Source organism: Aeromonas sp. 160P, assembly GCF_055193095.1.
The window spans coordinates 172,532-194,415 of the sequence record NZ_JBUXKV010000001.1 but is presented as its reverse complement, the minus strand read 5'-3'; the positions used below and the strand labels follow the sequence as shown (position 1 = coordinate 194,415).

Genomic DNA, 21,884 nt, shown 5'->3' with positions numbered 1-21,884 from the left:
TCTTAAATTATTCATAACAGACGGATGTGTTATGCGATTTGGTTCTTATTCTGTCTTGCCGGGTTTCGGCCCTACCTTTGGCTTCACTCTGCTCTATCTGGGCCTGCTGGTGCTGTTGCCGCTCTCGGCGCTGGTGCTGTTTGCGCTGAACAATATGACCGCCGCCGAGTTCTGGCAGGTGATCGGTTCGCCGCGAGTGCTCGCCTCTTTTCGCCTGAGTTTCGGTGCGGCATTTATTGCGGCACTGCTTAACAGTCTGTTCGGGCTGATCCTGGCCTGGATCCTGGTGCGCTACACCTTCCCCGGTCGTCGACTGGTGGATGCGCTGATCGACCTGCCGTTTGCCATGCCGACCGCCGTCTCCGGCATCGCCCTGTGTGCCATCTTCGCCCCCAATGGCTGGATTGGTCAGTGGGTCGCCCCCTTTGGTATCGAACTCGCCTACAACCCCATCGGGGTAGTGATTGCGCTGACCTTTATCGGATTGCCGTTTGTGGTACGCACCCTGCAGCCGGTGCTGCGGGAAGCCGAGATCGAGCAGGAGGAGGCGGCCGCCAGCCTCGGCGCCGACCGCTGGCAGACCTTTCTGCGGGTGCTGTGGCCGACCCTGATCCCGGCCCTGCTCACCGGTTTTGCCCTGGCGTTTGCCCGTGGGGTGGGGGAGTACGGCTCCGTCATCTTTATCGCTGGCAACTTGCCGATGGTTTCCGAAATCGCGCCGCTGATGATCATGAGCCATCTGGAGGAGTACGACTACGCCGGTGCCTCCGCCATCGCCGTGGTGATGCTGCTGATTTCATTCATTTTGTTACTGCTAATCAACAAGTTGCAGGCCTGGAGTTGGTCTCGCATCGGAGGGAGCCGGATATGAGTTCATCTGCCATCGCCATCGAGGTTGCCCCTGTGGAGGCGGCCCCCGGCCGCAAGGCTCCGGTCGTGATCCGCGAGCCCCAGTGGGTCAAGTGGTTGCTGATCACTGTGGGTCTGGGCTGGTTTGCCGCCCTGCTGCTGCTGCCATTGGCCACCGTCTTTATTCAGGCGCTGACGCCGGGGCTCGCCTTTTTCTGGCATGCCATCAGCGAGCCGGATGCCCTGAGTGCGCTCGGGCTGACTGCGCTGGTCACGCTCTGCGCCGTCCCCCTCAACCTGCTGTTCGGGATCGCGGCGGCCTGGGCCATCGCCCGCTTCCGTTTCCCCGGTCGTCAGCTGCTGATCACCATCATTGACCTGCCGTTTTCGGTGTCGCCGGTGATAGCCGGGCTGATGCTGGTGCTGCTGTTTGGCAGCCGAGGCTGGTTTGGCGACTGGCTGAGCGAGCACGACATCAAGATCATCTTCGCGATGCCGGGGATCATTCTGGCCACCACCTTTATCACTGTGCCCTTCGTGGTGCGCGAGCTGCTGCCCCAGATGGAGGCGCGCGGCCCGGAAGAGGAGGAGGCGGCCATCATGCTGGGGGCGAGCGGCCTGCAGATGTTCTGGCGCGTCACCCTGCCCGGCATCCGCTGGAGCCTGATGTATGGCCTGCTGCTCTGTACCGCCCGCGCGGTCGGGGAGTTTGGTGCCGTGTCGGTGGTCTCCGGCCATATTCGCGGTCAGACCAATACCCTGCCGCTGCATATCGAGATCCTCTACAACGAGTACCAGACCGGTGCCGCTTTTGCGGTGGCCAGCCTGCTGGCTCTGTTCGGGATCTTCACCCTGCTGGGGGAAACCCTGTTGGCCCGGTTGCGTGGTCAGCCTAACAAGTCCCACTGATTTGACGATTATTGAGAAGAGGCATCCATGAGCATTCAGGTTCAACAACTTAACAAGCATTTCAATCAGTACGCGGCGCTGGCAGACATCAACCTCGACTTTCACGATGGCGAGCTGGTGGCGCTGCTTGGCCCCTCCGGCTGCGGCAAGACCACCCTGCTGCGGATCATCGCCGGGCTGGAGCAGGCCGACAGTGGCAGCGTCATCATCCGTGGCGAGGATGCCTCGGATCTGCACGTGCGTGAGCGCAACGTCGGCTTCGTATTCCAGCACTACGCCCTGTTTCGCCACATGACGGTGTTCGAGAACGTGGCGTTCGGCCTGCGAGTCAAGCCGCGCAGCGAGCGCCCGGCGGAGGCGGCCATTCGCGCCCGGGTCAAGGAACTGCTGGATCTGGTGCAGCTCAGCCATGTGGCCGATCGCTATCCGACCCAGCTCTCCGGCGGTCAGCGTCAGCGGGTCGCACTGGCCCGCGCGCTGGCGGTGCAGCCCAAGGTGCTGCTGCTGGACGAGCCCTTCGGCGCCCTCGATGCCCAGGTGCGCAAGGAGCTGCGCCGCTGGCTGCGCGAGCTGCACGACGAGCTGCATGTCACCAGCCTGTTCGTCACTCACGATCAGGAAGAAGCGCTGGAGGTGGCGGACCGGGTAGTGCTGATGAATGCCGGGCGGGTCGAGCAGATCGGCACCCCGGCCGAGGTCTACGACCAGCCCGCCAGCTCCTTCGTCCACAGCTTCCTTGGCAGCGTCAACCAGTTCCGCGGTCGGGTGGCGGAGCAGGGATTCGGCATCGGCGAGCAGCTGCTTGGCGGGCCGTCGGCCTCCCATCTGGCCCACGGCAGCGCCGCCATCGCCTATGTCCGTCCCCACGAGCTGGATATTCTGCCTGCTGATGCGCCCGGCGGGATCCGCGCCACCATCACCCGCTTGTTGCCCATGGGGCCGCGCATTCGGGTGGAGCTGCGTGGCGACGGCGAAACCAAAGGGGCTCACTACGAGGCGGAGCTGACCAAGGAGGCAGCCAAACTGTTTGCGCCGGGTCAGGGGGTGAAGCTGGTGGCCAGACAGGCGCAGTTCTATCCCGATTACCAGATTTGATGCTGGGTTGTGGGCGGTGTGGTCGCCCGGTTCAGGCTGTTAGCCGGGCATGATCCCGGCCATATAACAAAAAATGAGGGTGTTGACCAAGCAGCGTCGCCACCCTTCGCAGGAGGCGACAAGGTGAATTTTCAGCAGTTACGTATTATCCGGGAGGCGGCGCGGCGGGATTACAACCTGACCGAAGTGGCCAACGCGCTCTTTACTTCCCAATCCGGGGTGAGCCGCCATATTCGCGAACTGGAAGAGGAGCTTGGGCTAGAGCTCTTTATCCGCTACGGCAAGCGGCTGCTCGGCATGACCGAGCCCGGCAAGGAGCTGCTGGTGATTGCCGAGCGTATCCTGGGTGACGCCAACAATATCCGCAAACTGGCCAGCACCTTTGCCAACCGCGACTCGGGCCGTTTGCTGGTGGCGACCACCCATACCCAGGCCCGCTATGCGCTGCCGCGGGTGGTGAAGGCGTTTCGCGAGCAGTTCCCGCTGGTACAGCTGGAGCTGCGTCAGGGCGGCCCGGAGGAGATAGTGCGGCTGGTGCAGAGCGGCGAGGTGGATATCGGCATCAGCAGCGAGCGGCTCGACAAGAGCGAAGGGGTGGTGGCATTTCCCTACTACCGCTGGCACCACAATATCGTGGTGCCGGAGCAGCATCCGCTCGCTGACGAACGGGAGCTGACTCTGGCGGCGCTGGCCAACTGGCCCATCATCACCTATCAGGCGGGGTTGACCGGGCGGGCACGAGTGGACGAGGCATTTGCCGAGGCGGGCATCGAGCCGCAGATCCTGCTGACCGCGCAGGACTCCGACGTCATCAAGACCTATGTCGAGCTGGAGATGGGAGTCGGCATTCTGGCCGACATGGCGTTTGACGCCCAGCGCGATCAGGGGCTGGTGCAGCTCGATGGCAGCCATCTGTTTGCCCCCCACACCGCCTGGATCGGCCTCAAGCAGGGGCAGTTCCACCACAACTTCGCCTGGCAGTTTATCCAGCTCTGCAACCCCGAGCTGGCGCTGGCGGATATTCAGGCTCGCGCCATGGGCAGCGAGCCCGCCATCGACTTCCAGATTTGAATGGGAAGAGAAGACAAGAAGGGGAGCCAATGGCTCCCCTTCTTGTTGTTCATGTCGAGATTTATTTCAGTTCAATCCAGGCATCTTGCCAGTGGGAGCCGATGCCCGGCTCGTACTGGGTGGCGGTGGTGGTCCACTGCTGGCAGTAACCGCTGTAGGGGAAGGGTTTGCACTGATAGACCTTGCCATTTTTCGGCTGCTGCACCTTGGTACCGGCGGTGTAGGACTTGATGTCGTTCGGGAAGATGAACTGGTAGTCGCCGCCACTGCTCGCCTCCTTGAACATCAGATCCATGGTCTGCTGGATGGTATCGCCGCCCGCTTTCGGGGTGGCCTTGATCACCAGCTGGTGGTGACCTGCCTTCAATCCTTCCAGCGCCATGGTGAAGGTGTGGCTGCTCTCCTTGATGTCGGCACTGCTTTCACCCTTGGCGACGCCGCCGTGGTCGTAGAGGGTGTTGGTGACGGTCAGATCGCCCTGTGCGGTGACGGTGAAGTCGAGGGTTGCCTTGCCGTTGTCCAGCACATAGTCGCTGGCCAGACCGCTGACGCTGATGCTGTCCACCACCGGCGGTTGTTGCTGTTGCAGGTCAATCTCGACCCGCTCCAGCTTGCTGTCACGCTTCAGATAGACCGGGTTCATGCCGTAGATCGGGTTGAACTGGCCATCGGCCCCTTGCTGACCGGCACGGATCAGGCTCTGTTCGGCGTTGATCTTGCTGGCGAGGGCGTGGGCCCAGTTGTTCTTCTGGCCCTGCTCGGCAGTGGCGATGGTCAGCACGGTCTGCAGCTCTGGGCGCTCGCCGTTGGCATCGAATACCCGGGTCATCGCCTTGTCACCCACCACGAGGTCGATGGAGGGGTAGATGGTGCCTGCCTGGCTCCACGCCAGCGGCGGCTGGCTGCCATCTTTGAACTTGGCGTCGATGATGTTGTAGAAGCTGTTGGTGGTGTCGCCCACTTCCCACACCCCGAGGATCAGCTGATAGCCGGTGCGCTCCGGCAGGGTACAGTTGTGGGTCACCTGCTTGGGCGGTTGCACCATGTTGCCTTCAATGACGCAGAAGGGGGTCAGATCGAACGAGGCGCGGCTCAGGGGTTGGTTGGGGTTCCAATCCTGCTTGGTGAGGTAGTAGCGCCAGTTGCGGGTGACGTGGTTGGCGGTGAAGGTCCAGCTGATGGCAAAGGGGCCAGCCTGCACTTCATGCTTGCTCCAGCGGTCGCTGGTCTGGACGTTCAGCTCGCTCCAGCGCGGGCTGCCCGCTGAGGCGATTTGACCATCTTGCGGGCCAGACTGCGGGAAGCCGGAGGGGCCCTCCACGCTTTGTGGCTCCCACTGCACGCCGCCACACTGGCTGTTGCCGCCGGTTTTGCACAGGTAGTTGCGGCTCTCGGGTTGGCTGATGTAGCCATGAGCCAGGGCGCTGCCGCTGGCCAGCAGCGCCAGCACTACGGCGATCTGATTGAGTTGGATTTTTGCTGCCATACATTCCTCTGTTCGATAGATGTGGGCAGTCAGTTGGCCGGGGTGTTCCCCGACGCACACTTGCGTGTGGCAACCCCGCTATCCTGGACAAAACGTCTGTAGACCGGAGGCTTTGCGTCCCGACCTTTCGGTCAGTTTGCCAAATGACTAGATGTTTAGTGATGGGCCAAATATTCAGCCATCAGCATTGCGCACTGCATTGATTAATTATTTGAAGTTAAATGTTTAAACGCACCGTTAAACGGCACGCGAATCATTCTAACTGACTGTTTTTAAATTGTTCTCTTATTTGTGAATGACGTCGAATGCCGTTGAATATGTCGATAAGATGCATGCCAATTGCGTGTTATTGATGTGAAAAAAACTGCCAGCTGAGCTGGCAGGTCGGGTTACAAGGCGACACTGCGTGACGCTGTCAGTGACGGGCGCGCTGCTCGCCAGAGGGGTGATATGTGGGGGCCATCATCGGGGTTGTTGCAGACTCTTTGCCCAGTTTGAACACCGCAAGCCGTTCATCCAGACTGCGGGAGAGGCCTGCCAGCAGCTCACTCTCTTGAGCCAGTTGTGAGGCTGACTGGGACATCTCCAGCGCCGAGTCGTTGATGCCGCTGACGTTGCGGTTCATATCCTCGGCCACCATGCTCTGCTGTTCGGCGGCGGTGGCAATCTGGGTCGCCATATCGCTCACATGCTGGATGCGGTTGACGATTTGGGTGAGATCCTGACCTGCCTGGCGTGACTGATTGACGCTGCTCTCCGCCAGCTTGCGGCTGGCATCCATGGCGCTGGCTGCACTAACCGCTCGCTGTTGCAGCAGGGCAATGGTGCTCTGGATCTCTTCGGTGGACTGGCGGGTGCGGCTGGCCAGCTGGCGCACTTCATCGGCCACCACGGCAAAGCCACGGCCCTGCTCGCCAGCGCGAGCGGCTTCGATGGCGGCGTTGAGGGCCAACAGGTTGGTCTGATCCGAAATGGCGCTGATGACAGCCGTCACTTCGCTGATCTGCATCACCCCCTCCTTGAGTTGATTGACTTGCACGGTTGCCTGTTCCACCTCGGTAGCCAGCGCCTGAATACCGTTGACGCTGGCATGAACGTCACGGTTGCCGAGCCCGGCTTCACCGGTCGCTTCCTGGGTATCGCGGGCGGTATTTTCAGCATGACCCGCCACATCGGTGATGGTGGCACTCATCTCGTTCATGGCGGTGGCGAGCTGGGCCAGTTGATCCCGCTGGCTGGTGACCGCCTGATTGGTCTGCTCGGCAGAGGCAGCGATGCGCAGGGCTGCATCCGCCACGTTGCGGGCCCCCAGACTCGCTTCCAGCAGGGCATGACGGATGGCATCCAGACTCTGGTTGGTGCAGCGGGCGACCATACCCAACTCATCTTTGCCGTGCACCGGGATGCTCACCACCAGATCGCCCTTGGCAACCCGCTGCATGGCGTGGTTGATCTGATTGAGGGGGGAGACAATGGAGTGAGTGATGCGCCAGCCCAGCAGCCCCATCAGCAAGACCGCGATGGCGGTGGCGGTACCCATCTTCATGTATTGGGCCCAGATGGTCTGCTGGATATCCTGCAGCAGCATGCCGGAACCGAGGATCCAGCCCCACGGCTGATAGCCGGAGACCATGGAGAGTTTGTCAGCCGTCTCGCCTGACGGGCCGGTCCAGACATATTGCAGGGTGCCCTGTTTGCCCCCTTTGGCGATATCCACCATCTGGAACCAGAACTGCCCGGCGGTGGCTGCTCCACCTTCCCCCATCTTCTGACCGACCAGCTCGGGGCGGATGGGGTGAACCAGCATGGTGCGGTTCTCGTCGATGACAAACAGGTAGTTGTTGCCATCAAAGCGGGTGTTGGTCAGCAGCTTGCGGGCTTCCTGCTGCGCCTGTTCAGCTGGCAAGGTGCTGGCCAGAAACTGGATCTGGCTCATGGTTTGTCCCAGCACCGCATTGAGCCGCGCCTCTCGCTCGCTCATCAGATTGCGCTGGAGCGCGTTGGCCGAGATAAACAGCAGCGAGATAAAACCGACAAATGCGACCGTGAGCAGCAAAATCAATTTGCGGCTCACAGTGATATCACCGAGCTTGAACATGACGAAACCCTCATTATCCCTATTGATGTGACGTGGCTCGTTACCGCAGTAGCCTAGTTTCATAAATTAACGACTCATTGTTGCAGCCGTTCATCGGCCTTTTTCAAATGAGTGTTTTGACAACAGTATAGCCAGCAGACAGCGATACTCACTTTTTGGTAGCGTGTTCATGCGCGTCCCTGCGTCATTTTTGCCAAAGAGTGTGAATGGTTTGGCATTTCAGCAAAAAATAAGGCTCTGTCCCAATTATGTGTTGAAAGGCTAAGCTTGAAGTAGGCCATCACCTTGAGGTCTACCATCATGGATACCCCAGCCTTTCAACACCTGTTGTCTCTCTTTCCACTGCTTACTCTGCGCCAACGCCGTGTTGCCCGGCAGGAGCTCACTGCGCCCCACGCCATTACCTCACTCAATACCCAACTACCTGCATGCAGTGGTTGCCCACATTGTCAGGCTGATGCCAGTCAGCTGGCACCCTGGGGATGGAGTCGGGGACTACGTCGCTACCGTTGCAAACTGTGTCTGCGCACCAGCACTGTGTTGACAAAGACCCCCTTGGCCAGATTACGTAAAGCCCAATGCTGGGAAGACTACGCGCAAGCCCTCATTGAAGGACTGACTGTCCGCCAGGCAGCTTTGCGTTGCGGGGTCAGCAAAAACACCGCTTTCCTCTGGCGCCACCGCTTCTTGCGTGCGATGGCCGCCCATCAAGCCACACGGGAAGAGGGTATCGTTGAGGTCGATGAAACCTTCTTCCTCGAATCGTTCAAGGGGCAACGGGGACTGCCGCGTCCAGCACGGCATCGCGGTGGTAAAGGGCGAACCCGGGGAACCGGGCTGGATTACATTCCGGTGATGGTGGTACAGGACCGTGCTGGCCATCATGCCGATTTTCAGTTGGAAAAGATGAACGCCGAAACAGTTATCGCGGTCTTGAAGCCCCTTGTCTCGCCGGATGCCGTGCTGTGTAGCGATGGCGCGGGCGTGTATGCCAGTTTCAGTAAAGTGCAGGGAGTGACTCATCAAGTAGTGCGCAATCGTCAGGGTGAGCGAGTGGTCGGAGCATTCCACATTCAACATGTAAACGGCTATCACCATCGATTGAAAGAATGGATGGTGCGCTTTCATGGCGTCGCAACTCATTATCTGAGGAATTATCTGGGTTGGCGCAGGATGCTGGAGCGTTACGGGAAGGGAGTGAATATCAAAGCGTGTTTGCATGAGGCGCTGGGGCACCCCATGCAACACGTAATTGGGACATAGCCAAAAATAAGGAGTGGGCCCCGCTGCGGGTGCCGCCACAACAAGAGGGAATTTATGAGTTCCATTGCCAGGAATTACTTCAACCAGCTCAACGCCGACTACCTGCAGGTACACAGGTGCAAGGAGGATCTCTTCTGGTCCACCTATATGGGCACCAGCGATGATCAGCCCGGTTTCACCGCAGCCGAACAGGCTTACAAGGCCTTTTGTGCCAATCCGGCCCGCCTGCCCGCATTACGGGAGATGCTGGCGCAGGCCGAACAGGATGATCTCAAACGGGGTCTGCAAGGCTGGATCGCCTTCTTCGAGTGCAACGTGATTGAAGATCCCGCCGCTGCCGCCCTGATGGATGAGCTGGTGGCCGCCGAGGCGGATCTGTTTGCCCGCCGCAAGGGGTTGAAACTGACCTTGCTGGACGAGCAGGGGCAGCAAGTGGCCGGTAGTCTGCCCGCCGCCAGCACATCGCTCGCCGCCAGCCCGAACGAGGCGGTGCGCCAGAGCGCGCTCGCCATGTTCCACGCCCTGGAGCAATGGGTGGTCGGCAACGGTTTTCTCGAGGTGGTGGCGATCCGCAATCGCTTTGCCCGCGCCATGGGCTATCGCGACTACTTCGACTACAAGGTGCGCAAGAACGAGCAGATGAGCCCGGAGCAGCTGTTCGCCATCCTCGACGACTTTATTGCTCGCACCGATGGGCGGTTGCAGCAGAGTCTGGCCGAGCTCAACGCAGCCAAGGGGGCGGCGGCGCTGTTGCCCCACAACCTGCGCTACAGCGTGAGCGGCGACGTGACCCGCCAGCTCGATCCTTATGTGCCCTTCTCGCGGGCGTTGAAGGATTGGGTCGAGAGCTTCCGCCGCCTCGGCATCCAGTATCGCGGGGCGACCTTGACGCTGGACTTGCTGACCCGGGAGGGGAAATACGAGAACGGCTTCTGTCACGGCCCGGTGCCGAGCTTCTGCCAGCAGGGCGAGTGGGTGCCTGCGGTGGTCAACTTCACCAGCCTGGCCGATCCGGCGCAGGTGGGCAGCGGTTGGAGTGGCCTCAATACCCTGTTCCACGAGGGGGGCCATGCCGCGCACTTTGCCAATGTCACCGGCAACGCCCCCTGCTTCTCACAGGAGTTTCCGCCTACCTCCATGGCCTATGCCGAGACCCAGTCGATGTTCTGCGACAGCCTGCTGGACGATGCCGACTGGCTCAAACGCTACGCCAGAAACGCGGCGGGAGAGCCCATCCCCGATGCCCTCATCAAGGAGTTGATCGCCGCGCGCCAGCCGTTTCGTGCCTTCAACGAGCGCCAGATTGCGCTGGTGGCCTACTTCGAGCGGGATCTTTACGCCATGGATGAGGCTGAGCGCACTCCCGATGCAGTACTGGCGCTGGCCCGCCAGTGGGAGCGTAAGATCGTCGGAGTGGAGAGCCCGCGTCCGCTGCTGGCCATTCCGCACCTCCTTAATCAGGAGTCGGCCTGCGCCTATCACGGCTACCTGCTGGCGCTGATGGCGGTGGAGCAGACCCGCGCCTATTTCCTGAAGCGCGATGGCTACCTGACCGACAACCCGCGCATCGGGCCGGACTTGGCCGCCCACTACTGGGGGCCGGGCAACGGCATGAGCCACGATGAGACCCTGCGAAGCCTGACTGGCGAGGGGTTCAGCGCGGTGCCGCTGGCCGAGGCGTGCAACCTGAGCACTGCCGAATCATGGCAGCAAGCGCAAGCCTGCATGGCCGCCGCCCAGCAGCGCCCCGCTGCAGGTGAGGGTACCCCGCTCGATGCCCATATCCGGGTGGTACATGGCGCAGAGCTCATCGCCGACAACCGCGAGTCGGAAACCCGTATGCTGGCCGACTTTGAGGCGTGGATTGCCCGGTGCTACTTTGCTGGGGGTGTCGGAGAGGAGCAGAGCCGCGCGCAGTAAGTGATGATATGGAGGCAGGCTTGTTCTGAATAAGCAATTGGCAGGAGGGGGACCTTCCTGCCATTTTTTTGCTCATTATTCACGACTCATCAATGACTTTATTTCCGCAACTTTCGCAGATGACGTGGCGTTCAAAGCGATCCATGTTGGCCAGGAAGGGGCCTGCTGCCCAGCCGGTAATGAAGTCCTTGATAAACTCTTTGCGCTTTTGCTCCGGTGTCGGCTGTTTGCCAAAGGATTTGTCGACCAGCACCACGACATGGCGGGTCTCGCGCTGACAGCTGGGGCAGAAGCGTTTTTCATTGGATGCAAGCAAGGGGTTCTCCTTGTCCGTGGGCGGGTAATAGGTTCTCCCACCGCAGATGGTTATCGTCCCCATTTGATTCCTTTTGTTGGCCGGGTGTCAACCAACCCAGAGACAACAGTTGCGCCATCCCCTATGCAGAGAGATCGAGCCAGCAAGCGTGATCACGAGGGGCATGCAGGCCCCTCTGTTGTTTTCGTTTGTCACACATTGCCACACAACCTTCCCCCTCTGGCAAAGTCTTGTGACTTGTAGGGTTTTTAATGGTGCTATGAGCAGGTAGATGAGGCCCTGCAGCGATGGAACCAAGGAGCATGTTATGACGGGCAAACGGATGTGGTGGCTGTTGCCATTGCTGGCGGTCGGGGTCTGGTGGCTGGGCTATGGGGGGGACGCCAACGGGGTGTGGCCATGGCGCCATGAGATGTTGCTGCTCACTGGCCTGCTGGGAATTACCTATATGGCGATTTCGCTGGTGCTGGCGTTGCGCCTGCCGCAGCTGGAGGTCTGGTGTGGCGGTCTGGATCGGATGTTGCGGTTGCACCGTCAGACGGCCATCGGGGGTGCATTGGCGCTGACCGCACACTGGCTGCTGGTGGAGGCGCCCAAATGGGCGGTCTCGGTCGGCTGGTTGAGTCGTCCCGCCCGGCGCGGGGCTGGTGGCGCCGGAGTTGGGGGTGGTGCGGGTGTAGGAAATGGCATTTCGCTCCATGAGCTTGGCAATACCCTGGGGCAGTGGAGTTTCTATCTGCTGATCGCGCTGGTGGTGGTGAGCTTGCTGGCGCTGGTGAGTTATGGCCGTTTTCGGCTGATCCACCGGCTGGCACCGATCATCTATCTGGCGGGTTGGGGTCACGGGCTCTGCTTGCTGCCTCAGGTGGGGGCCATGACCCCTGTAGGGGTGTCGATCTGGCTGATTGGCGGGATCGGGGCGATCGGCGCCCTCTACTCTCTGCTGGGGCAAGTGGGGGCGCGGGATCGCCATCCGGGCCGGGTCATTGCGGTACAGGCGCTGGCGGATCAGACCTGTGAGCTGACCATGCAGCTGGAGAGGCCGCTGACCCACTATCGCCCGGGCCAGTTTGCCTTCTTCGAGTTTGATGCCAAGGAGGGGCCGCACCCCTTTACTCTGGTGCGGGTGTCAGCGGATCGGCGGCAACTGGTGATCGCGGTGCGGGCGCTCGGGGATCACACCCGTCAGCTGGTGGCGCAGGCTCGCGCCGGGGATGGGGTGGTGGTGACCGGGCCCTATGGCGCCTTTGTGGCGCCCCAGAGAGGAGGGCGAGCCCTCTGGCTGGGAGCCGGGATCGGTATCACCCCCTTTGTCGCCTGGTTGGAGTCGTTGGCGGCACAGGGTGGCAGTGGCGAGGGGATCACACTGATCCAGTGCGCGCCAGATATGGCGGGCGCTGTCTATCAACAGCGGCTGGCTGAACTTTGCCAGCGTACCGGGGTGAGTTACCAGCTGCATCTGGACAAGGCGGCCGGGCGGCTGGATTTGACACGCATCGCGCGGGATGCGCCTGAGCAGGTGTGGTTTTGCGGGCCCGAGGGGATGGCTGACGCCCTGACCCGGCTGTTGCCGGACGGGCGTCTGCATCGCGAGTTGTTTCGCTTTCGTTGAGCTCTGACCGTTACCGGGCGCTGGCTGGCAACTGCTTGAGCGCGGCTTGTACCGCCGCCTCCAGTTGCGGGTCGCGTCCGGCCAGTATATCGGCGGGGGTGAGTGGCACCTGCACGTCCGGGATCAGCTCCTGATTCTCGTAGAAGGTGCCGTCCGGCTTGCGCAGCCCCAGGGTGGGAATGCCGTAGGCCAGCCCCGGGATCAGCCGCGATTCGTGGCTATACACCATGGTGCCGGTGCCGGGCACCGGCTCGCCGACAATGGGGCCAATCTTCAGGGCGCGGTAGTATTCGGGAAAGGCCGACCCTTCCGAGTAGCTGCCAGCATTGACCAGCACCACCGAGGGCTTGGTCCACTGGCGGGTGGCTGCGTCAGTCTCTCCCTTGCCAAGCCGTGGCCAGCTGCTGGCCATCCCTTTGGTGCTGCCGTTGCCGGTCAGGAACTCCACCAGGGTATTGGCCAGATACCCCCCCTTGTTGAAGCGAACATCGACGATCAGCGCCTCACTGCTGCGCAGTCGCCCGAGCGCCTCCGCCACCAGCTCTTCATAGACGGCACTGTTCATCTCCGGTAGATAGACATAGCCCACCTTGCCATCGCTCAGTTGTGCGACCAGCTCTCGCCGCTTGGCAATCCAGCTATCGAGTTGCAGGCGATATTCCTGTTGCAGGTCGATGGCGCTGACCTCGATCTCGTCAGGATCTTTGCTGCCGGTTTGCTGGAAGGTGAGGGCAAGCCGGGCACCGGCCTGATGATTGAGGGCCTGATCCAGTTCGGCCAGATTGGCAATTGCCACGCCGTTAATGGCGAGCAGGCGAGCGCCTGCGGCAATGTCGCTCTCCTGATCCAGCGGGCCGCCCGCCAGCAGGGCGCCGAGTACGACCCCGTGCGCACTCTCTTGCCAGTAGCCGCCAAGGCTGGCGGTGTCGTCCGCCATGCGCGGGAAGGGGGCCGGACCACCCCCCCAGGTGTGGGAGACATTCAGCTCACCGGCCAGCTCTGCCAGCAATGTGCCAAAATCCCGCGGGTTGCCGATACCCGGCAGCAGGCGGCGGTAAGACGCGACATAGCCATCCCACTCCACGCCGTTCATATCATCCCGATAGAACTCATCCCGGGTGAGCCGGGCTATTTGATCGAAGGCGGCCTCCATCCGTCCTTGCCAGCGGACATCGGACTGCAGAGTGAACGGGGCCGTGATAGCGTCGCCAGACTCCAGGGTGATCTGGCTGATCTCACCATCCCGTACCAGTGTTGCGAGGGTGGCCTGCTGATTGAGGCTGGCCAAGGCCGGGCCCGGTTGCTCGGCAAATAGCAGCTTGGTATCACCTTTGCGCAGGTCCCTGGCGTACCCCTTGATCTCGCTCTCCTCGTTGGCGCCAATCTCCTCCACCAGGTAGATCAGCTGATCATCGACGATCCGGCTGGCCAGCAGATTGCCGGTGGGGAACAGTTGCAGTGCCTCCCGATGGGCAAGACGATCGGTTTCAAAGCCATAGCCCTCTTTGGGGGGCACTTGTTCTGCCAGAAAGTCAGCCTTGGCGGCACGACTGCTATAGATGCCGAGCAGGGTGTTGCCAAGGGGTTCGCCATCGGCGGCCAGCACCCCGTATTTGGTCGATTGCCAATAGAGCACACTGCCATCCTGACTCCAGGCCGGCGCCCCATCCTGATAGCCATTGAGGCTGACATTGACCGGCGTGGCTTTGGGGTCACGGGTGTCGATGACGGCGATCTCCTGCTGGGCAGAGTCGGGGCGAAAGGTGATAGCCAGATGGCGGGAGTCGGGGGCAAAGGCGAGATGCGCCTCATGGCGCGAGGGGTTGAAGCTGGCAGGCACCAGCTCCCGCTGCTGGTTGCTCGCCAGATCCAGCAGATGGATGGCTTGCCCATCCACCACGAAGGCGAGCTGCTTGCCGTCGGGGGAGAGCAGCGGACGGCTGATCCCCTTGCCGGGAATGGCCAGCAGCAGGCTCTCGGTCAGGGCGCCCGGATCGCTGAACAGCCGATCCGGTTGCGTCTTGTGCAGCCGATAGAGGGCGGCAGCCCCCTTCTGTTCGGAGAGGTAGATGAGGGAGCTCCCCTGCTCTGCATAGAGGGGGCTTGATTGCTCGCTCGGGGAGCGGGTCAGCTGGCGCACTCGCTCCCGTTCGGGATCGACGGCAAACAGGTTACCCTCGCTGACCAGGATCAGCTCATTGCCCTCTTCATTGACCAGCGCTTCGTCCGCCAGTGTGAGCTGTTGGCTCTCCTCATCCGGTTCGCTGGCTACTTGCGGTGTGATAGCCAGCTTGCGTGGCTCGCTGCTGCCGGCATCGAGGCGATAGAGTTCCCCCAGCCATGACCAGACCAGATCCCCGGCTCGGGAGGCGCTGAGCCCCCGCACCGGATGGCCCTGATAGTGGGTCAGCTGTTGCTCCTGGCCGCTGGCAAGATCCCGGCGCCAGACGTTGAAATCGCCGCTGCGCTCGCTCAGGTAAAAGAGGCTATCCCCCTGGTCGCTCCAGACCGGATCGGTGGCGGCGACCCGATCTTCGGTCAGCTGGCGATGCTGCTGGCCATCAAACAGCCAGAGGCGGGGCACTGCGAACGATTGCTGGTGCTTGCGAAAGGGCTGATCCATCGCCGGCATCTGGTAGGCGAGCTGCTGCCCACGGGGGCGAGCCAGGGTCGCTGGCAGCGGCAGATCAGCCTGTAGCGACCCCCCGCCAATGGGTGTCCAGTAGAGGGCGCTCCCCTGAACTCCTTCGGCCACGAAGTGGTCGGCATCCGCTGACCAGGGGCGCTGGCTGCTCAGCAGCAGCCGTTTGCCATCCGGGCTGAAGGCTTGTGGCAGGTCAGCGCGCGAATCGCGGGTGAGGCGCACCATGGCGCCGCCGCTGGCAGGCATCACGAACACATCCTCGTTGCCATAGAGGTTGGCGGCAAAGGCGAGCTGTTTGCCATCCGGCGACCAGAGCGGCCGCTGGCTCAGGTAGTCGTTGCCGGTGAGCGCCGTGGCGGGGCCACCCTCGGCACTGGTCACAAAAATGCGCCCCTGCCAGGTGAAGGCAAGCTGCTTGCCGTCGGGGGAGAGGGCTGGCTCGCGCAGCCAGAGTGCATCGGCCGCGAAGGTAGCGGGCAGCCAGAGCAGCAGCGGCGAGAACAGCAGAGTGGCGAGGCGGCACGAAGAGCCCATGGCATGATCCTGTCGGAGAGTGGAGTGTTATCTTCGCCGATCATTGCCCCGGGTGCCAGCGCGATAATTTTTGGTATCTTGTTGTTTTAACTGTTAATTGCCAAAGCCAGCTGACGCTATTCAGGGCCGATGTCGTTGCCACGGCAAGATATGTTTTGCCGGGCATATTGAGTATTGATGGCGATCCAATATCATGGCGCTCGCTCGCCGCTCGGCGGGCATAGTTCAGATGATCTGGTAACAAGAAAAGCCCGCACCAGAGGCTTGTCGAGGGATGGAATGAGAGCCGTATTACTGTGTTTGTTGGGGCTTTGGCCCGCATTGAGTTTTGCCAACCTGTCTGCCGACATGGTGATAGTCAAGAAGTCGACCTACAGCCTGACCCTGATGAAGGATGGCAAAGAGGTGAAACGCTACTGGATTGCCCTGGGCCCGGCGCCCAAGGGGCACAAGCAGCAGGAAGGGGATCAGCGTACCCCGGAAGGGCGCTATACCCTCGACTACAAGAAGACCAATTCCGGCTACTACAAAGCCATCCATATCAACTACCCGAACCTTGATGACATCAAGCGAGCCAATGAGCTGGGTGTTCGCCCGGGTGGCATGATCATGATCCACGGTCAGCGCAACAGCATTGGCAACCGCAGGGTTCAGCCCTCCAACTGGACCAACGGCTGCATCGCCATGCTCAATCACGAGCTGGACGAGGTGTGGAGCGCCATCGAACCGGGCACGCCCATCATCATCGAGCCCTGATCCCCTCATTGACGCCCGCGACTCCGCGGGCGTTTTATTTCCCCCCTGTGATGGCGTGACAGCGCTTGCTGTCCCGTGTTAGCTTTTTCGGCTCCCATTGGCAGTGACAAGGATGATCACATGATGTCAGCAACGAGCTTGCCCGAGCCTACGGGGAGGCTCTGGTGGCGCGCTACGCTGGACATGCTCCCGCTCTCCATTTCGGTGATCCCCTGGGGGATCCTGTGTGGCGCCCTGGCGCTGCAGGCGGGGCTGAGCCCGCTCCAGGCCCAGCTGATGTCGCTGCTGGTCTACGCTGGCGCCGCCCAACTTTCGGCCACCACCCTGTTCGGGGCGGGCACGCCTCTGCTGCCCATCATGGGTTCCACCATGGTGATCACCTCCCAGCATCTGCTCTACGGCTTCACCTTCCGCCGCGATGTGTTGCCGCTTTCTCTGCGCTGGCGGGCTAGCCTTGCCTTCTTCCTGACCGACGAGATGTTCGCGGTGGCGCTGAAAGACAGGGAGCGCAGCGGCCGCTTCAACCCGGCCTACGCCCTGATCGCGGGCTTCGTCTTCTATCTGTGCTGGAATCTGGCGACCCTGCTTGGCATTGCCGCTGGCCAGTACATCGACGGACTGGACAGCATGGGGCTGGATTTTGCCATCGCCGCCACCTTTATCGCCATGACGCTCCCTGCCATGAAGAATGTGCCCATGGTGGCGGCCACCCTGGTGAGCGGCGGCACTGCGTTGCTGACCAAGCCGCTGCTGGCGGAGATCCACATCATCGTCTCGGCCCTGGCTGGCACACCGGATGAGGAGGTAACGTGAGCTGGCTGATGATTGGCCTGCTGGCCCTGATCACCTTTTTCAACCGCTTCGCCTTCTTTTCTCGGCTGACCCGCTATCAGCCGGGCGCCGAGATGGGGGCGTTTCTCAGCTTCTCGGCCCAGTCGGTGCTGACCGCCATCTGGTTGCCCATCGTCTTCAGTTACGAGCCGGGGATCGGTCTTGACTGGGATCCTGACTACCTGGCCGCCACCCTGTGGGTGACGCTCTTGACCCTGCTGCGGCTGCCGACCCTAATCGTGGTGGTGGCCGGTATGGGGGGCTTCTTCCTGTTGCGCTGGCTGGGAGGCGTGGCCGAGCTCTGGCCCTGGTGAAGAGCGAGTGGTAATTGCACCTTGCGGATGTCTCTATCTGACATTCGCCATGTCATGAATGTCACTTCAAAAAAAGCCTGCAAAAGGTGAGGATATGGGCTCTGTCCGTGAAGGAGTGTCCCATGTCTTTGATCGAAACCTGTCAGCGCATCGTGCGTGATCCCCATCTCTCAGCCGCCCAGAAGAGCCATGCTCTGGCGCTGACCGCCGAGAATGCCTTGCCTTACCCCGATCTGCCTGCCGCAGTCGCCGAGGCGATGGATCAGGGATTTCTCTGTGACATGTTCGAAGGGCATGCCCCCTACAAGCCGCGCTATGTGCTGCCGGACTATGAAAAATTCCTGACTCAGGGCTCAGCCTGGCTGGAGCTGGCGGCGCCGCAGGATTTCGACGAGGTGCTCAACGCCCTGCGCATCCTCTATCACCATGTCCCCTCCGTCACCGGCATGCCGGTCTGGCTGGGTCGCCTCGACCATTTGCTGCTGCCGTTTGTCGGTGAGCTGGATGACGAGACCCTCTATCGCAAGCTGAAGGGGTTCTGGGTCTATCTGGATCGGGTGCTGCCGGACGCCTTCATGCACGTCAACATCGGGCCGGATGACAACCGTATCTGCCGCCTGATCCTGCGCATCGACAACGAGCTCAAGCAGGTAGCGCCGAACCTCACCTTCTTCCACGATCCGGAGCAGACCCCTGACAGCCTGCTGCTGCAGGCGGTGAAGAACATCGCCGAGTGCAGCAAGCCGCACATCGCCAACTACCCGATCCATCGCGACACCTTCGACGCCCGCGGTTTTGGCATCGTCAGCTGCTACAACGCCCTGCCGCAGGCCGGTGGCGCCAATACCCTGGTGCGCATCTCCCTCAAGCGGGTCGCCGAGCAGTGTCAGGGGATCGATGATTTCCTCGGCTGCCTGCTGCCCCACTACTGCCGTCTGGCCTCCCAGTTGATCGAGGCGCGTGCCGCTTTCCTCCATGATGAGTCTGGCTTCTTCGACAGCTTCCTGGTCAAGGAGGGGCTGCTGGATGAGGATCGTTTCGTCCCCATGTTCGGCATCTACGGCATGGCGGAAGCGGTCAATATCCTGATGGATAAAGAGAATCTGCCGGATCGTTACGGCCGTGACGAGGAGGCCAACCAGCTTGGCTATCGTATCTCGGCCCAGCTCTCTGGCTATGTGACCAGCACGCCGCAGACCCACGCCTGGGGTGGCCGCGCGCTGCTGCACTCGCAAGGTGGCCTCAGCGTCGATGTGGCGGTCACCCCCGGGGTGCGCATTCCCTACGGTCAAGAGCTGGATCCGGCCAGCCATGTGCTGGCGTTGGCGCCGCACCACAGCTATTACCACTCGGGGATCAGCGAGATCCTGACCCTGGATCCCACCATCCGCCAGAACCCGCAGGCGCTGTTGCAGCTCTGCAAGGGGGCGCTCGCCATCGGCATGCGCGAGTTCACCGCCAACGTGGCCGACAGCGATCTGATGCGGGTGACTGGCTACATGATCCGCAAGAGCGACTTGGCTCGCTTCGCAGAGGAGGGCTCGCGGCTGCAGACCACCTGTCTCGGTGCCGAGGCGAGTGAAGTGACCGCCATCCGGCAGCGGGCACCGCGAGTGGTCGCCCACGAATCGACCATCTGCGAGTATTGAGTTCGCTCCTGATGGCTGATGTCTTGCCAACACGCAGCGCCCTGGTAAGCAGGGTGCTGCCGTTCTCCTGTGTCGACGGGCCGGGCAACCGGCTGGTGCTGTTTCTGCAGGGGTGCAACTTTCGCTGCCCCGGCTGCCACAACCCGCACACCATAGGGCTGTGCGACGATTGCGGCGACTGCCTCGCGGTCTGCCCGAGCGGCGCCCTCACCCTTGCTGAGGGACGCCCTGGCGAGAGCAAGGTACGCTGGCAGGCGGCGCTCTGCACCGATTGTGACGCTTGTCTGGATGCCTGCCCGCGCAGTGCCAATCCCAAGACCGCCACCATGACGGTGGCCGAAGTGTTGGCCCTGCTGCGCCGCTACGGCCCGCTGCTGAGCGGGATTACCGTCTCCGGCGGTGAGGCGACCACCCAGCTCCCGTTCGTGGTTGCGCTGTTTTCCGCCATCAAGGGATCGCCGGATCTGGCCCATCTCAGTTGCCTGCTCGACAGCAACGGCTCGCTCGCCGAGACCGGCTGGCAGCGGTTATTGCCGGTACTCGACGGCGCCATGCTCGATCTCAAGGGGTGGCGCGACTCGGTACATCACTCGCTGACCGGCTATGGTCGCGAGCGGGTGTTGGCTTCGCTGCAACTGCTGGCAAGCCACGGCAAGCTGACCGAACTGCGGCTGCTCCATGTGCCGGGCAAGAGCGATTTTCTGGACGACCGCGGTGAGCTGGAAGCGGATCTCGCCGCCTTCTTGCAACGGCTTGGGCCTGTGCCCATTCGCCTCAATGGCTTTCGCCATCACGGGGTGAAGGGGGCGGCGGCGCAATGGCCGCAGGCTAGCCAAACCGAGCTGGAACAGCTGGCCAGCAGCTTGCGCGCAGCGGGGCTGGGGCCGGTGTCACTGCCTGCCTTGCTGCGCTGAGTGGCTGCGTCATCCGGTGACCGTCATGGCGTGAGGAGCGGCATGTAAAGACCGCAACTGTGATTTCTGTCTATTGGAGGGGAGCGCAACGGCGGCTAGAATAATGGCCACCATCTTCCCCCTCAATGACAGATAATCATGAGTGAAAGCAAGGCGTTATATCGGGTTCAGTTTATGTGCCACAGCGAGCGCTACGAAGTCTATGTGCGCGAAGTCAATCAGGGCCAGCTGTTCGGTTTTATCGAGATTGCCGACTTCGTCTGGGACAACCACACGGCGCTTATCGTCGATCCCAGCCACGAGAAGCTCAAGAGCGAATTTGCCGATGTGCGCCACACCCTGATCCCCATGCATCAGGTGCTGCGCATCGATCAGGTCAGAAAGCAGGGGGCGGCCCGCATCACGGATCTGGGCAACAACGTCGCCTCCTTCCCCAGCCCCATCTATACCAAACGCCCCTGATCCCTCATTGCCATTGATGTTTCGCCGCGGCGAAACATCAACTTGTCATGTCTGTCACCCGGCTCAGGGTTGTATCAACTCGCGACCCAGTTGCAGGATCCGCTGGCGGAACCAGTGACGGGCCGAACCGTCGCCGGCCGGGCCATACCAGACCAGGCTGTGACTCACTTTGCCGTAATCGAACGGTGCCGGACGTAGTACCAGATCCGGCTGGCTGGCCATGCAGGCCGCCCAGCCACCGATGGCGGTGAGGATCAGGTCGGTCTGGGGCAGCAGGGCCGCGGCGCTGGCAAAATCGGGCAGGGTGGCGCCAATCTGGCGGCGCACCTGTTGCTGGGCCAGGCTCTGCTCGAAGAAGGGGTTGGCCAGCTCCTGATCGCGGATGGCGATATGGTGCCAGCTCAGGTAGGCATCGAGATCCCAGGGTTGGCTCAGTGCCGGGTGATCTTTACGTAGCAGGCAGACCAGCTTTTCTTCCCGCAGGGTCTCCCACACCAGACCCGGTTGGCGGGGCAAGGGTTGGCTCTGGTCATGGGGCAGGATCACGAAGTCGAGCTTGCCTGCTGCCAGCGCCTCCAGCCCCTTCTCATCCTTGTTCCAGATCTCCGGCACCATGCCCGGCACCTCCTTCATCAGCTGTCCCAGAATGGGGCCCACCGGCCAGGTCATCACGCTCTCGCGCAATCCGAGCCGCAAGCTGCCCTGCCACTGCTGGGGGTTGAAGGCATTCTGGCGAGTGAGGCCGTTCAGCTCCCCCAACAGTCGATGCAGGGTGGGGGCCAGCCGATCGGCCATGGGGGTGAGCAGCAGCTGGTTGCCCTGGCGATAGAGCAGTTGATCCCCCAGCAGATCCCGCAGCTGGTTGAGGGTCTTGCTGACGGTGGAAGGGGTGGTGCAGAGCCGCTCGGCGGTGCGGGTGACGCTCTGGTTGTCGAGCAGCAGGTGCAGGGTGACCAGATGGCGACCTCCCAGCCGAGAGAGAGCGATCAGATCCATAGTGGCTCCTGAAGTGGATGAAGAGAAACGGATGAAGATAAACAGGTTCGGGATCAGGGAGATTCAGCATGACCCGCAGGCATTCTCTCACAGCTGGGGGAGGGTGAGCAGACCCATCACGGGGTGACAGCGAGCGCAACAGACAAAAAAAGCCCCGCCAAAGCG

At 61.8% G+C, this 21,884-nt stretch carries 18 protein-coding genes and 1 riboswitch; of the genes, 13 read left to right on the top strand and 5 right to left on the bottom strand.

The window, feature by feature from the left end:
• The first annotated feature begins 31 nt into the window (after nucleotides 1-31).
• The 4 genes from cysT (at nucleotide 32) to cbl (ending at nucleotide 3,924) form a co-directional block, all read left to right on the top strand.
• Nucleotides 32-871, top strand: coding sequence for a sulfate ABC transporter permease subunit CysT (gene cysT, locus ACY8FN_RS00920; protein WP_101346196.1), 840 nt, complete (start codon nucleotides 32-34; stop codon nucleotides 869-871).
• A complete protein-coding gene (gene cysW, locus ACY8FN_RS00915) occupies nucleotides 868-1,758 on the top strand; it encodes a sulfate ABC transporter permease subunit CysW (RefSeq protein ID WP_463098987.1) in 891 nt (296 codons plus the stop codon). The genes cysT and cysW overlap by 4 nt, the downstream gene beginning before the upstream one ends.
• A 27-nt stretch (nucleotides 1,759-1,785) precedes the next feature.
• Nucleotides 1,786-2,853 carry a sulfate/molybdate ABC transporter ATP-binding protein gene (locus ACY8FN_RS00910; protein ID WP_139730094.1) on the top strand — a complete coding sequence of 356 codons (1,068 nt, stop codon included), beginning with the start codon at nucleotides 1,786-1,788 and terminating at the stop codon, nucleotides 2,851-2,853.
• 123 nt (nucleotides 2,854-2,976) lie between these two features.
• Nucleotides 2,977-3,924, top strand: a complete 948-nt coding sequence (cbl, locus tag ACY8FN_RS00905; protein ID WP_139730093.1) for an HTH-type transcriptional regulator Cbl — start codon at nucleotides 2,977-2,979, stop codon at nucleotides 3,922-3,924.
• Nucleotides 3,925-3,985: 61 nt separating this feature from the next.
• On the opposite strand, the gene gbpA is transcribed toward cbl, so the two are convergent.
• The gene (gbpA, locus tag ACY8FN_RS00900) at nucleotides 3,986-5,410 is read right to left on the bottom strand and encodes an N-acetylglucosamine-binding protein GbpA (RefSeq protein WP_463098986.1); all 1,425 of its coding nucleotides are present in this window, start codon (nucleotides 5,408-5,410) and stop codon (nucleotides 3,986-3,988) included.
• Between the two features lie 65 nt (nucleotides 5,411-5,475).
• A riboswitch (cyclic di-GMP riboswitch) is annotated at nucleotides 5,476-5,561 on the bottom strand.
• 264 nt (nucleotides 5,562-5,825) lie between these two features.
• Nucleotides 5,826-7,508 carry a methyl-accepting chemotaxis protein gene (locus tag ACY8FN_RS00895; RefSeq protein WP_139721266.1) on the bottom strand — a complete coding sequence of 561 codons (1,683 nt, stop codon included), beginning with the start codon at nucleotides 7,506-7,508 and terminating at the stop codon, nucleotides 5,826-5,828.
• Nucleotides 7,509-7,808: 300 nt separating this feature from the next.
• Here ACY8FN_RS00895 and ACY8FN_RS00890 point away from each other — a divergent pair, with 300 nt between their 5' ends.
• Together ACY8FN_RS00890 and ACY8FN_RS00885 are read left to right on the top strand one after the other, a co-directional pair.
• Nucleotides 7,809-8,771, top strand: coding sequence for an IS1595 family transposase (locus ACY8FN_RS00890; RefSeq protein ID WP_463098985.1), 963 nt, complete (start codon nucleotides 7,809-7,811; stop codon nucleotides 8,769-8,771).
• Nucleotides 8,772-8,825: 54 nt separating this feature from the next.
• A complete protein-coding gene (locus ACY8FN_RS00885; RefSeq protein WP_463098984.1) occupies nucleotides 8,826-10,691 on the top strand; it encodes a M3 family metallopeptidase in 1,866 nt (621 codons plus the stop codon).
• Nucleotides 10,692-10,770: 79 nt separating this feature from the next.
• Here the strand turns inward: ACY8FN_RS00885 and ACY8FN_RS00880 are convergent, their stop codons facing one another.
• Entirely contained in the window at nucleotides 10,771-11,007 is a 237-nt protein-coding gene (locus ACY8FN_RS00880) for a hypothetical protein (protein ID WP_463098983.1), read from the bottom strand.
• A 307-nt stretch (nucleotides 11,008-11,314) separates the two neighbouring features.
• On the opposite strand from ACY8FN_RS00880, the gene ACY8FN_RS00875 reads away from it, so the two are divergent.
• On the top strand, nucleotides 11,315-12,619 hold the full coding sequence (locus ACY8FN_RS00875) for a ferredoxin reductase family protein (RefSeq protein ID WP_463098982.1): 1,305 nt from the start codon (nucleotides 11,315-11,317) through the stop codon (nucleotides 12,617-12,619).
• 10 nt (nucleotides 12,620-12,629) lie between these two features.
• Here ACY8FN_RS00875 and ACY8FN_RS00870 read toward each other — a convergent pair whose 3' ends face one another.
• Nucleotides 12,630-15,797 carry a S41 family peptidase gene (locus ACY8FN_RS00870; RefSeq protein WP_463098981.1) on the bottom strand — a complete coding sequence of 1,056 codons (3,168 nt, stop codon included), beginning with the start codon at nucleotides 15,795-15,797 and terminating at the stop codon, nucleotides 12,630-12,632.
• Nucleotides 15,798-16,076: 279 nt separating this feature from the next.
• On the opposite strand from ACY8FN_RS00870, the gene ACY8FN_RS00865 reads away from it, so the two are divergent.
• The 6 genes from ACY8FN_RS00865 to ACY8FN_RS00840 all read left to right on the top strand — a co-directional run bounded on the left by ACY8FN_RS00865 (nucleotide 16,077) and on the right by ACY8FN_RS00840 (nucleotide 20,723).
• Nucleotides 16,077-16,553, top strand: a complete 477-nt coding sequence (locus ACY8FN_RS00865) for a L,D-transpeptidase family protein (RefSeq protein WP_042059638.1) — start codon at nucleotides 16,077-16,079, stop codon at nucleotides 16,551-16,553.
• Nucleotides 16,554-16,673: 120 nt separating this feature from the next.
• Nucleotides 16,674-17,366: an AzlC family ABC transporter permease gene (locus ACY8FN_RS00860; protein ID WP_463098980.1), complete on the top strand. Its 693-nt coding sequence runs from the start codon at nucleotides 16,674-16,676 to the stop codon at nucleotides 17,364-17,366.
• Complete coding sequence (locus tag ACY8FN_RS00855; protein ID WP_438579107.1) at nucleotides 17,363-17,698, top strand: AzlD domain-containing protein; 336 nt, start codon at nucleotides 17,363-17,365, stop codon at nucleotides 17,696-17,698. Before ACY8FN_RS00860 ends, ACY8FN_RS00855 begins: the two co-directional genes overlap by 4 nt.
• Before the next feature lie 122 nt (nucleotides 17,699-17,820).
• On the top strand, nucleotides 17,821-19,347 hold the full coding sequence (locus tag ACY8FN_RS00850; RefSeq protein ID WP_463098979.1) for a YjjI family glycine radical enzyme: 1,527 nt from the start codon (nucleotides 17,821-17,823) through the stop codon (nucleotides 19,345-19,347).
• An 11-nt stretch (nucleotides 19,348-19,358) separates the two neighbouring features.
• The gene (locus ACY8FN_RS00845; RefSeq protein ID WP_463098978.1) at nucleotides 19,359-20,261 is read left to right on the top strand and encodes a YjjW family glycine radical enzyme activase; all 903 of its coding nucleotides are present in this window, start codon (nucleotides 19,359-19,361) and stop codon (nucleotides 20,259-20,261) included.
• Between the two features lie 138 nt (nucleotides 20,262-20,399).
• Nucleotides 20,400-20,723 (top strand): DUF1820 family protein, encoded by a 324-nt coding sequence (locus tag ACY8FN_RS00840; RefSeq protein ID WP_463098977.1) that lies wholly within the window; start codon nucleotides 20,400-20,402, stop codon nucleotides 20,721-20,723.
• Between the two features lie 63 nt (nucleotides 20,724-20,786).
• Here ACY8FN_RS00840 and ACY8FN_RS00835 read toward each other — a convergent pair whose 3' ends face one another.
• Complete coding sequence (locus ACY8FN_RS00835; RefSeq protein ID WP_463098976.1) at nucleotides 20,787-21,719, bottom strand: LysR family transcriptional regulator; 933 nt, start codon at nucleotides 21,717-21,719, stop codon at nucleotides 20,787-20,789.
• Nucleotides 21,720-21,884 lie beyond the last annotated feature (165 nt).

Excerpts from the sequence above, each read along its gene's own strand:
- cysT (WP_101346196.1), top strand. The coding sequence starts at position 32 with ATGCGATTTGGTTCTTATTCTGTCTTGCCGGGTTTCGGCCCTACCTTT.
- cysW (WP_463098987.1), top strand. The coding sequence starts at position 868 with ATGAGTTCATCTGCCATCGCCATCGAGGTTGCCCCTGTGGAGGCGGCC.
- ACY8FN_RS00910 (WP_139730094.1), top strand. The coding sequence starts at position 1,786 with ATGAGCATTCAGGTTCAACAACTTAACAAGCATTTCAATCAGTACGCG.
- gbpA (WP_463098986.1), bottom strand. The coding sequence starts at position 5,410 with ATGGCAGCAAAAATCCAACTCAATCAGATCGCCGTAGTGCTGGCGCTG.
- ACY8FN_RS00895 (WP_139721266.1), bottom strand. The coding sequence starts at position 7,508 with ATGTTCAAGCTCGGTGATATCACTGTGAGCCGCAAATTGATTTTGCTG.
- ACY8FN_RS00890 (WP_463098985.1), top strand. The coding sequence starts at position 7,809 with ATGGATACCCCAGCCTTTCAACACCTGTTGTCTCTCTTTCCACTGCTT.
- ACY8FN_RS00885 (WP_463098984.1), top strand. The coding sequence starts at position 8,826 with ATGAGTTCCATTGCCAGGAATTACTTCAACCAGCTCAACGCCGACTAC.
- ACY8FN_RS00875 (WP_463098982.1), top strand. The coding sequence starts at position 11,315 with ATGACGGGCAAACGGATGTGGTGGCTGTTGCCATTGCTGGCGGTCGGG.
- ACY8FN_RS00870 (WP_463098981.1), bottom strand. The coding sequence starts at position 15,797 with ATGGGCTCTTCGTGCCGCCTCGCCACTCTGCTGTTCTCGCCGCTGCTG.
- ACY8FN_RS00865 (WP_042059638.1), top strand. The coding sequence starts at position 16,077 with ATGAGAGCCGTATTACTGTGTTTGTTGGGGCTTTGGCCCGCATTGAGT.
- ACY8FN_RS00860 (WP_463098980.1), top strand. The coding sequence starts at position 16,674 with ATGATGTCAGCAACGAGCTTGCCCGAGCCTACGGGGAGGCTCTGGTGG.
- ACY8FN_RS00850 (WP_463098979.1), top strand. The coding sequence starts at position 17,821 with ATGTCTTTGATCGAAACCTGTCAGCGCATCGTGCGTGATCCCCATCTC.
- ACY8FN_RS00845 (WP_463098978.1), top strand. The coding sequence starts at position 19,359 with ATGGCTGATGTCTTGCCAACACGCAGCGCCCTGGTAAGCAGGGTGCTG.
- ACY8FN_RS00840 (WP_463098977.1), top strand. The coding sequence starts at position 20,400 with ATGAGTGAAAGCAAGGCGTTATATCGGGTTCAGTTTATGTGCCACAGC.
- ACY8FN_RS00835 (WP_463098976.1), bottom strand. The coding sequence starts at position 21,719 with ATGGATCTGATCGCTCTCTCTCGGCTGGGAGGTCGCCATCTGGTCACC.